This is a genomic window from Streptomyces sp. MZ04, from assembly GCF_004684775.1.
In the GTDB taxonomy this organism is placed as follows: domain Bacteria; phylum Actinomycetota; class Actinomycetes; order Streptomycetales; family Streptomycetaceae; genus Streptomyces.
Genome location: NZ_SRIC01000085.1, coordinates 19,307 through 28,950, shown reverse-complemented (window position 1 = coordinate 28,950; position 9,644 = coordinate 19,307). Strand labels below are relative to the sequence as shown.

The window sequence follows — 9,644 nt, the reverse complement described above, 5'->3', positions numbered from 1 at the left end:
GGCGCATAGCGGGCGGCTCGGGCGGCGAGTTCCCGAAGGTGGTGGTGTTCGTCGTCGTCGAGCTGCAGGGCACGGGCGAGGGCGTCGACGACTCCGGGGCCCGGCCTGGTCTCCTTGCCGCGCTCGAGGCGCGTGTAGTAGTCGATGCTGACCCCGGCGAGCGTGGCCAGCTCTTCGCGGCGCAGGCCGGGGGTGCGGCGTACGCCGGGTCCGGGGGTGAGGCCTGCGCTCTCGGGGCTGGTCTGGGTGCGGCGGGCGCGCAGGAAGCGCGCCAGTTCGTCGCCGCCGGTGTACTGCTCGGGTGCCATACGACCAGTCTCCCCCTGCCGTCACCCGGGCCGCACGCGCGAGAGGGGCCCTGTCATACCCCCCGCTGTCCTCTCCCCCGATCAGCTCGGCCTGCCTGTACGGCGCTCGCCGCGGCAGGGTGGATGACGCAGGGTGGATGACATCGTCCGCACATTTCCCCTACGCACCCCGCACCCCGCACCCCGTACTCAGAAGGAACGTCATGCAGCAGGTCACCCTCAACAACGGCGTCGCCATGCCGATCCTCGGCTTCGGCGTCTACCAGATCCCGCCGGAGCAGACCGAGCAGGCCGTCTCCGAGGCCCTCGCGGCCGGCTACCGCCTGCTCGACACCGCCGCCGCGTACGGCAACGAGGGGGCCGTCGGCCGCGCCGTCAAGAACAGCGGCGTCCCGCGCGAGGAGCTGTTCGTCACCACCAAGCTGTGGGTGCAGGACGCTCCCGCCCAGGACAACACCCTGCGCGCCTTCGAGACCTCCCTGAACAAGCTCGGCCTCGACCATCTCGACCTGTACCTGATGCACCAGCCGTACGGCGATGTGTACGGGCAGTGGCGCGCGATGGAGAAGCTCCAGCGCGAGGGGCGGACGAGGGCGATCGGCGTCGCCAACTTCTACCCCGACCGGCTGGTCGACCTGATCCTGAACAACGAGATCACGCCTGCGGTCAACCAGATCGAGACCCACCCGTTCTTCCAGCGCGCCGCCTACCAGGAGCTCATGCGCGAGCACGGAGTGCAGATCCAGTCGTGGGGCGGGTTCGCCGAGGGCAGGAACGACCTGTTCACGAACCCGCTGCTGAGCGAGATCGGCGCACAGTACGGCAAGTCCGTCGCTCAGGTCGTGCTGCGGTGGCTGACCCAGCGGGGCGTCGTCGCGATCCCCAAATCGGTCCGTGCCGAGCGGATGGCGGAGAACTTCGACGTCTTCGACTTCGACCTCACCGACGACCAGATGGCGGCCATCGCCACCCTGGACACCGGGAACTCGCTCTTCTTCGACCACCGCGACCCGGAGATCGTCTCCTGGCTCGCCAAGCGGCGCCTGGACGGCTGAGCGCCCGCTAGGAGTGGGCGGCGGGTGGCGGGCCGAGCATCGGTACGAGGAACTGCCGGGCCACCGCCCGTAGTTGCTCGTCGTCGTCGAGGTCGATGACGTGGCTGGGGATGACCAGGAAGGACGCCGAGACGCGGACCATCATCTCGGCCACGACGTCCACGTCCACGTCGCGGGAGACCTTGCCCGCCCGCTGCTCGCGGCGCAGCCGTCCCGCGACGAACTGCTGCACGACGGCCAGCGTGCGGCCCCCGTCGCTGGTCATGGACGGCACGACGGCGTCCGGTTCCACGTCCATCAGGCCGCCGATGAGGGGATTGCGGCGGATGGCCCGCAGCGAGCTCACGAAGCCGAGGACCACGCGCTCGGCGACGGTCCCGGCGTCCTGGACGTCGACGATGAACTGGTCGAAGTACCGCCGGAACTCACGCCGTACGACCTGCTCGACCAGGGCATCCTTGGAGGCGAACCGGCGGTAGACGGTGATCCGGGAGACCCCCGCACGGCGCGCCACGTCCTCCATCGTGGACCGCCGAATGCCCATGCGGCGGAACTGCTCGAAGGCGGCGTCGAGCACGCGCGTGGTGACCTCGTCACTCGCGTCGCTCTGGTCGTTCTCGTCTTTCCCGTCGACTTTCCCGTCGACTTTCCCGTCGACCCGCTCGGCCGCCTCGGCGAACGCGCGGTCGAGTACGGAATCCGAGTCCTGGGACGTGGCGAGGAAGGACGCGGCAAGGAAGGGCAATGCAGGTTCCACAGTCACCTTTCTTGGACCTCCCCAACTGCCCTTATTAGACGGCAAGTTGAAGAAGTCGACCCCGGAGTCTGGTGCTCCGATCCGGGCTGTGCTTCCCTCGATGAAACGCAGCTACACGATCTGTATCAGAGTATCAGTCAGCGCTGAGGCGGCTCAAGGAGGGGTTCCGGGCATGGATGAACTCAGCAGACGCAAGATGCTGCTCACGGGCGGTGCGCTGGGTACGCTCGGCGCGCTCGGCGTGGCGTCGCCCGCGAGCGCACGGTCCGTCTGGTCCTGGGCGGCGAGCGGCTCGGTGGCCGGATCGGGCGCGGGCACCGACCCTCAGTGGGTGTGGGACGACGAGGCCGACCAGCTCCTCGGCGCCGTGCTCGACCGCGGCGACGTACCCAAGGTCAACGAACTGCTGCGCACCTGGACCCGCAACGACCAGCCCCTGCCCGACGGACTGCCCCTGGATCTGCGGCAGTTCATGGAGAAGGCCCGCCAACTGCCCGCCTGGGCCGACCAGAAGAAGCTCGAGACCGCAGCGAGGTTCAACGAGTCCAGGGGGCTCTACCTCAACATCCTCAACGGCATCGGTGGCGGCATGCTCAGCACCGCCATTCCCCGCGAGGCGCGCGCCGTCTACTACTCCAAGGGCGGCGCCGACATGGAGGACCGGGTCGCGAAGACCAGCAAGCTGGGCTTCGCCGTCGGGGCGCTCGACGCGTACCGGCCCGACGGCACGTGCATCGTGGAAGCGGTCAAGACCCGGATGGTGCACGCGGCCGTACGCAACCTACTGGCGAAGTCTCCGCACTGGACCGACACCAGCGGCGGTCAGAAGATCCCCATCAGCCAGGCGGACATGCTCGTCACCTGGCACACGCTGCCCACCTACGCCATGCGCAAGATGCGCGAGTGGAAGGTCCCGATCACCTCCGCCGAGTCCGCGGCCCATCTTCATGTGTGGCAGGTGACCGCGCACATGCTCGGCATCCTCGACGCATACATCCCCGCGAGCTGGGAGGCGGCCGAGGCCCAGTCCGAGCAGCTCCTCGACCCGGTCCTCGGCCCCACCCGCGAAGGCGTCGAGCTGACCGACATCCTGCTCGGCCAGCTCGCCGAGCAGACCAGCCCCGGCAGCGTCGACCGGCCGCTCGTCAACGCCTTCGCCCGGTACCTCGTGGGCGACCGGATCGCCGACTGGGACGGCATCCCCCGCGAGCCGTTCTGGGAGTCGGCGGTCAAGACCGCCTGGCCGCCACTGGTGGCGTTCCGCGAGGGCCTGATCAAGCTGCCCCTGGTGCCGAGGATCGCCTGGACGATCGACGAAGCGGCCCGCAAGTACATCCTCTTCTACCTCTCGAAGGGACGCGCGATCCACCTCGACATCCCCGACGCCAACCGGCCCGGCTGACCACCCGGCCTCAAGGAGGAGTTCCGAGCATGGATGAACTCAGCAGGCGCAAGATGCTGCTCACGGGCGGAGCCCTGGGCGCGGTCGGAGCGCTCGGCATGGCGTCGCCGGCGGGCGCACGGTCCGTCTGGTCCTGGGCGGCGAGCGGCTCGGTGGCCGGGGCAGGCGCGGGCACCGACCCGCAGTGGGTGTGGGACGACGAGGCCGACCAGCTCCTCGGCTCGGTCCTCGCACGAGGCGACGTACCCAAGGTCAACGAACTGCTGCGCACCTGGACCCGCAACGACCAGCCCCTGCCCGACGGACTGCCCCTGGATCTGCGGCAGTTCATGGAGAAGGCCCGCCAACTGCCCGCCTGGGCCGACCAGAAGAAGCTCGACACGGCCGCCCAGTTCAACAGGACGAAAGGGATCTACGTCGGCGCCCTGTACGGGCTCGGCAGTGGTCTGATGAGCACCGCCATCCCCAGGGAGGCGCGCGCCGTCTACTACTCCAAGGGCGGCGCGGACATGAAGGACCGCATCGCCAAGACGGCGAAGCTCGGGTACGACGTCGGGGACCTGGACGCCTACCAGCCCCAGGGTTCCATGATCGTGACCGCGGTGCGGACCCGCCTCGTGCACGCGGCGGTACGCAATCTGCTGCCGAAGTCGCCCGGCTGGACCGGCACCAGCGGCGGTCAGAAGATCCCCATCAGCCAGGCGGACGTGCTGGTCACCTGGCACAGCCTGGCCACTCTCGTCATGCGCAAGCTGAAGGAGTGGAGGGTTCCGGTCTCCCGCGCCGAGTCCGAGGCCTACCTGCACGTGTGGCAGGTGACCGCGCACATGCTCGGTGTCCGCGACGAGTACATCCCGGCGACCTGGGAGGCGGCCGACGCCCAGTCCAAGCAGCTCCTGGACCCGGTGCTCGCCCGCACGGACGAGGGCGTCAAGCTCACCGAGATGCTCCTCGACATCGTCGCCGAACTCGACGCCGGTGTGTCGCGGCCCCTGGTCAGCGCGTTCTCCAGATACACGCTCGGCGACCGGATCGGCGACCTGATCGGGCTGTCCGAGGAGCCGTTCTGGCAGCCGCTGATCTCGAGGTCCTGGCCGCTCCTGGTGGCCTTCCGGGAGAAGCTGATCCCGCTGCCCCTGGTCCCGGAGGCCGCCTGGGCGATGGAGGAAGCCCTCCGCAAGTTCGTCCTGCTCTTCCTGTCCGAGGGCAGACCGATCCACCTCGAGATCCCCGACGCGAACCGATGAACTACGCCATCGGACGGCGCCGCTTCCTCGGTTACGTGCTTGCCGGTCCGACGCTGGTGACCGGGGCGGGACCTGGCCGCCTTCTCGGTCGAGCTCGCCAAGAACGGTGGCGACGAAGACGCGTCCTATACCTCCGTCCGCAACGCCTTCCCGGGCATCGTGACCGGTGTGAAGCTCGGCGATGTCGCGGCGCAGGTGGAGATCCAGGCCGGGCCGCATCGACTGGTCTCGCTGCTGACCCGGGAGGCCGTGGAGGAGCTGGGCCTCGAGGTCGGCATGGAGGCCACCGCCCGCGTGAAGTCGACCAACGTACATATCGACCGGACCTGACACGCGGGGAAGAACCGCGTACGTCAAGCAACTCGCCGCCGACAAGCGCCACGTCCGCGACGTGACTGATCTGCCGCATGAGTTCGGCGAGACTGCGCCCATGAGCGATGACCGTGACGTGGACGCGAACAGGCTGGCCGCCGAGGCCCTGTCCAGGAACGACCCGACCGGATGGTTCGAGCGGCTCTACGCACAGGCCGCGAACGGTGAGGCGACAGTGCCTTGGGACCGCGACCGGCCGAACGCACTTCTGGTCGACTGGGCCGAGCGGCGTCAGCCGGAGGGCACGGGCAGGCGCGCGCTCGTGGTCGGCTGCGGGCTCGGCCAAGACGCCGAATACGTGGCGGGGCTGGGATTCCGTACGACCGCGTTCGACGTCTCCCCCACCGCGGTCCGCGGCGCGCGGGAGCGGTTCCCCGAGTCGGCCGTCGACTATGCCGTGGCCGATCTCCTGGAGCCGCCCGTCGAATGGTTCGATGCCTTCGACCTCGTCGTGGAGTCGATCACGGTCCAGTCCATGCCGCTTTCGGTTCGCGCGGACGCGATCGTCAACGTGTCCGGCATGGTGGCGCACGGCGGCGGACTCCTCGTCATCGCCGACATCCGCGAGGAGGGCGAGAAGGTGGACGGTCCGCCGTGGCCGCTCGCGCGCTCGGAACTGGACTCCTTCGCTGTCCGCGGTCTGCGGGCCACACGGATCGAGCAGATGCCGCGCCCCGACGATCCGAACGCCCTGCGATGGCGCGCGGAGTTCGACTGGGACGACTCGTGAATCCGGTCTTCACCGAGCCGCTTACCCGGCTTGAACGGAGCATCCGGATTCCGCCCGGCCGGACGAAGACGACCCTTCACCGGGGCCCGGCCCGTCGCGTCGTCGCCTCCTGATCCATCGCCAGCCAGACACGGTCGCGGGTCACCGGCATGTCGGTGAAGCGGATGCCGGTGGCATCCCGGAGTGCGTTGGCGAAGGCGGGGGCCACCGGGTTGAAGGGGCTCTCGCTCATCGACTTGGCGCCCAGGGGGCCGATCGCGTCGGTGGTTTCCATGAAGTGGACCTCGGTGCGTGGCACGTCGGCGTACTGCGGGAGGCGGTAGCGCCGGAAGGCCGCCGTCGTCACCTGGCCCCGCTCGTCGAGTCGTACGGTCTCGAAGAGTGTGGCGCCCAGGGCCTGGGCGACTCCACCCTCGATCTGGCCGCGGCACTGCAGTGGGTTCATGACCTTTCCGGCATCGGCGGCGTGGACGCTGCGCAGGATCCTCATCTCGCCGGTGTCCGGGTCGACGGCGATCCTGAACCATTGGGCGTTGAAGGCCACCGAGCGCGGGGTGCCGCCCCAGTGGCCTTCCGCCGTGATCTCGTCCTGTGCCCCTTCCGCGTGGGCCGCCTCGTGGAGCTCTTTCAGTGTGACGATCCGGCCGTCGCAGTCGAACCCCTCCGAGCCGAGCACGCACAAGTGCCGTGCCACGCCCACGTACCGGGCCGCGAAGGTCTTCAGGCGCCCGGCCAGCGATTCCGCGGCGAGCAGGACCGCCTTGCCGGCCACGACCGTGCCGGCCGATCCGAAGGCACCGGTGTCGTGGCGGACGACGTCGGTGTCGGACTGACGGATGGTGATCCGGTCCATGGTGGTGTTGAGGGCTCCCGCGGTGATCTGTTGGTGGACGGTGGTGGTGCCGTTGCCGAACTCGGCGGTGCCGACGGCGATGTCGTACGTCCCGTCGGCGAGGAGGCTGACGGTCGCGTCGGCATAGTGGCCGCCGGGCGGGCCCGTGGCGATCATCGCCATCCCCGTGCCCTGGCCGGTGAGCCAACCCTCCGGCACGTCGTCGGTGCTCTGGTCCTCCGCGATGGCCTTGCGGACGATTCCCAGGCACTGGGCGAGCCCGTACGAGGCGATGTGCAGGTCCTCCTCCTCGCCGATCGGGCTGAGCATGTGGTCGCCGGGGCCGATGATGTTCTGCTCCCGGAAGGCGAGCGGGTCCATGTCCAGACGGCGGGCCATCTCGTCCATGGCGGACTCGACGGCGAAGGTGACCTGGCCCAGGCCGTAGCCCCGGAAGGCGCCCGCGGGAACGCCGTTGGTGTAGACGGAGTAGGCGTCGACCTTCTTGTGCGGGGCCCGGTAGACGGCGAAGGACTCTCCGACGCTGTGGAACATCACGGCCGGGCCGTGATTGCCGTACGCACCCGTGTTGGACACCACCCGCATCTGGATCGCGGTCAGCGTGCCGTCGGCGCGGGCGCCCAGCTTGATGCGGATCGTGAACGGGTGCCGGGTGGTGGCGCCGTAGAACTGCTCGGCGCGGGTGTACTCGAGCTTGACGGGGCGCCGCAGCTTGAGCGCGGCGAGGGTGACGATGTCCTCGGTCAGCATTTCCTGCTTGCCGCCGAACCCGCCGCCCACCCGGCCCGCGACGACGCGGACTTCGTCCTCGGGAAGTCCGTAGAGGGCGCACAGTGCGCGGCGGGTCAGGAACGGGGTCTGGGTGCTGGAGCGCACGGTGAGCCGCTCGCCGGTGCCGTCCTCCTTCGGCTCGAAGTAGGCGACGCAGCCGTGTGTCTCCAGGCTGGCGTGCTGGACGCGCTGGGTGCGGAAGGTCTCCTCGTAGACGACCGCTGCTTCGGCGAACCCGTCGTCGACGGAGCCGATCTCGCCGTGCACCTCGCCGGCCACGTTGTTCTCGACGCGGGCGATCCGTACCTCGGGTCCCTTGCCGGCGTGGATGACGGGCGCGCCGTCGCGCATGGCCTCCTCCGGATCGGTGACGTAGGGCAGTTCCTCGTACGTCACTTCGATCCGTCGGCAGCCCTCCTCGGCCGCCTGCTCGCTGATCGCGACGACGGCGGCGACGCGCTGGCCGATGTAGCGGACGGTGTCGTCGAGGACGCGGGTGTCGTCGGGGTCTTCGGTGGGGTGTTCGTGCCGGGCGCTCGAGTACAGCGTGGCCGGGGCGTCCTCGTGGGTGAGGACGGCGTGGACGCCGGGGACCCGGAGGGCCGCGGAGGTGTCGATGGCGAGGATGCGGGCGTGCGGGTGCGGGGAGCGCAGCAGCTTCATGTGGAGGAGCCCGGGGACCTCGACGTCGAAGGTGTACCGGGCGGTGCCCGTCACGACCTGGGGGCCGGCCGGAGCGCCGAGACTCTTGCCCACCGCCTTTCCCGCGCAGGGTCGTTCGGTGTGCCGCACGCCGCGGACGGCGTCCTCGATGGCGCGATATCCGGTGCAGCGGCAGATGTTGCCCTTGAAGGCCCGCGGGAGGTCGTCCAGTTTGCCGTCGTCGTGGGCGCCGCCCTTCTCCTGTTCTAGGGCGGCCGTGGTCATCAGGAACCCCGCCGTGCAGAACCCGCACTGGAAGCCCTGGGCGTCGAGGAACTTCTGCTGTACGGGGTGGAGTTCACCGTCCTTCCCGACCAGACCCTCGACCGTGGTGACCGACCGGCCCTCCGCCCGCACTGCCGGGTAGAGGCAACTGTGCACCGGCTCCCCGTCCACGTGCACGGTGCACGCCCCGCAGTCGCCCGCGTCGCAGCCCTTCTTCACGCCGAACCAGCCGCGCTCGCGCAGATACGTGCGCAGGCACTGACCGGCTCGAGGCTCGGAGTCGAAGGGCTTGTCGTTGACCTGGATGCTGAAACTCATCGCACACCGTCCCGGGTGAGTTCGTGGCGTACCTGCTCGGCGAGGTGGAAGGCCATGTGCCGCCGCCACTGGGGCAGTCCGTGGATGTCGTCGAACCAGTCGGAGTCGCCCACGGCCGACGTGATCGCCCGCCGCAGTCCGGCCCGGCCGGGCGGCAGGGCGAAGCAGAGCCGGAACGGCCGTCGGGTCGCGGCGGTGATGGTCACGGCGAGCGAACCGTCCAGCGGATCCAGCGTCCCGATGACGAGGGCGCCGGAGCGCCCGAGGCCGTAGAGCGACGCCTGCCGGAAAGCGGTACGGCACCGCAGCGAGCGAGCGGGGATCGTCACCGAGCGCAGCAACTCGCCCTCGGCAAGAACCTTGCGGCCCGCTCCGGTGACGAAGTCCGCGACCTTGACCCGCCGGGTCGAGCCGTCCTGAGCCTGGAGCAGGCATGCGCCGTCGAGGGCCGCGGTGAGGGAGATCATCGGTCCTGCGGGCAGGGCGTTGCAGAGGTTCCCGCCGACGGTCGCCATGTTCCAGATCTTGAACGAGGCGAGGAAGGCCCGGCAGCACCGCTCGAAGAGAGGGGCGGCCACCGCGTCGAGCTTCCGCCCGAACCGGGACAGTTGGGCGATGGTGCACGTGGCCGCGATCTCCACCGATCCGTCGGGCAGCGCGTGCACGGGCTCCCAGCCCATCCGGCTCAGATCCACGAGGCGCCGCAGCTGCGGCTGAGGTTCGGAGAAGAGGTACGTTCCGCCGCCGAGCCAGGCGTCGCCAGGGCGCCAGGGCTCGTGACGGCGCGCGTCACGCACGTCGAGCACCGTGTTCAGATCCATGTCTCCCCCGTCTTCGCCCCTTGCTTCCCTTGTCAGTGAAGCCCGGCCGCAGGCTGAAAACGACTGGTGCACAGCACGGAAAA

General features: G+C 69.6%; 8 protein-coding genes and 1 pseudogene. 5 read left to right on the top strand and 4 right to left on the bottom strand.

Annotated features, from left to right (window positions below; translation table 11 throughout):
* Positions 1-308, bottom strand: a 308-nt coding sequence (locus tag E2651_RS19475) for a helix-turn-helix transcriptional regulator (RefSeq protein WP_135332447.1), incomplete at its 3' end; no start/stop codon positions are given.
* Positions 309-511: 203 nt separating this feature from the next.
* Here E2651_RS19475 and E2651_RS19470 point away from each other — a divergent pair.
* Complete coding sequence (locus tag E2651_RS19470; RefSeq protein WP_135332446.1) at positions 512-1,363, top strand: aldo/keto reductase; 852 nt, start codon at positions 512-514, stop codon at positions 1,361-1,363.
* A gap of 7 nt (positions 1,364-1,370) precedes the next feature.
* Here E2651_RS19470 and E2651_RS19465 read toward each other — a convergent pair whose 3' ends face one another.
* Positions 1,371-2,126: a TetR/AcrR family transcriptional regulator gene (locus E2651_RS19465; RefSeq protein WP_245239005.1), complete on the bottom strand. Its 756-nt coding sequence runs from the start codon at positions 2,124-2,126 to the stop codon at positions 1,371-1,373.
* 166 nt (positions 2,127-2,292) lie between these two features.
* On the opposite strand from E2651_RS19465, the gene E2651_RS19460 reads away from it, so the two are divergent.
* From E2651_RS19460 to E2651_RS19445, 4 genes and pseudogenes are all read left to right on the top strand, one after another.
* Positions 2,293-3,522, top strand: coding sequence for an oxygenase MpaB family protein (locus E2651_RS19460; protein ID WP_135332445.1), 1,230 nt, complete (start codon positions 2,293-2,295; stop codon positions 3,520-3,522).
* 29 nt (positions 3,523-3,551) lie between these two features.
* Entirely contained in the window at positions 3,552-4,769 is a 1,218-nt protein-coding gene (locus E2651_RS19455) for an oxygenase MpaB family protein (RefSeq protein WP_135332444.1), read from the top strand.
* A gap of 63 nt (positions 4,770-4,832) precedes the next feature.
* Positions 4,833-5,099 (top strand): annotated as a pseudogene (locus E2651_RS19450) (TOBE domain-containing protein); the annotation flags it as partial.
* Positions 5,100-5,199: 100 nt separating this feature from the next.
* Positions 5,200-5,871 carry a class I SAM-dependent methyltransferase gene (locus E2651_RS19445; RefSeq protein ID WP_135332443.1) on the top strand — a complete coding sequence of 224 codons (672 nt, stop codon included), beginning with the start codon at positions 5,200-5,202 and terminating at the stop codon, positions 5,869-5,871.
* A gap of 76 nt (positions 5,872-5,947) precedes the next feature.
* Here the strand turns inward: E2651_RS19445 and E2651_RS19440 are convergent, their stop codons facing one another.
* Together E2651_RS19440 and E2651_RS19435 are read right to left on the bottom strand one after the other, a co-directional pair.
* Entirely contained in the window at positions 5,948-8,740 is a 2,793-nt protein-coding gene (locus E2651_RS19440) for a molybdopterin-dependent oxidoreductase (protein ID WP_135332442.1), read from the bottom strand.
* Entirely contained in the window at positions 8,737-9,561 is an 825-nt protein-coding gene (locus E2651_RS19435; RefSeq protein WP_135332441.1) for an FAD binding domain-containing protein, read from the bottom strand. The genes E2651_RS19440 and E2651_RS19435 overlap by 4 nt, the downstream gene beginning before the upstream one ends.
* Positions 9,562-9,644: the final 83 nt, after the last annotated feature.

What these genes read in the sequence shown, in the direction of transcription:
- E2651_RS19445 (WP_135332443.1), top strand. Translation starts at nt 5,200, where the DNA reads ATGAGCGATGACCGTGACGTGGACGCGAACAGGCTGGCCGCCGAGGCC.
- E2651_RS19455 (WP_135332444.1), top strand. Translation starts at nt 3,552, where the DNA reads ATGGATGAACTCAGCAGGCGCAAGATGCTGCTCACGGGCGGAGCCCTG.
- E2651_RS19435 (WP_135332441.1), bottom strand. Translation starts at nt 9,561, where the DNA reads ATGGATCTGAACACGGTGCTCGACGTGCGTGACGCGCGCCGTCACGAG.
- E2651_RS19440 (WP_135332442.1), bottom strand. Translation starts at nt 8,740, where the DNA reads ATGAGTTTCAGCATCCAGGTCAACGACAAGCCCTTCGACTCCGAGCCT.
- E2651_RS19460 (WP_135332445.1), top strand. Translation starts at nt 2,293, where the DNA reads ATGGATGAACTCAGCAGACGCAAGATGCTGCTCACGGGCGGTGCGCTG.
- E2651_RS19470 (WP_135332446.1), top strand. Translation starts at nt 512, where the DNA reads ATGCAGCAGGTCACCCTCAACAACGGCGTCGCCATGCCGATCCTCGGC.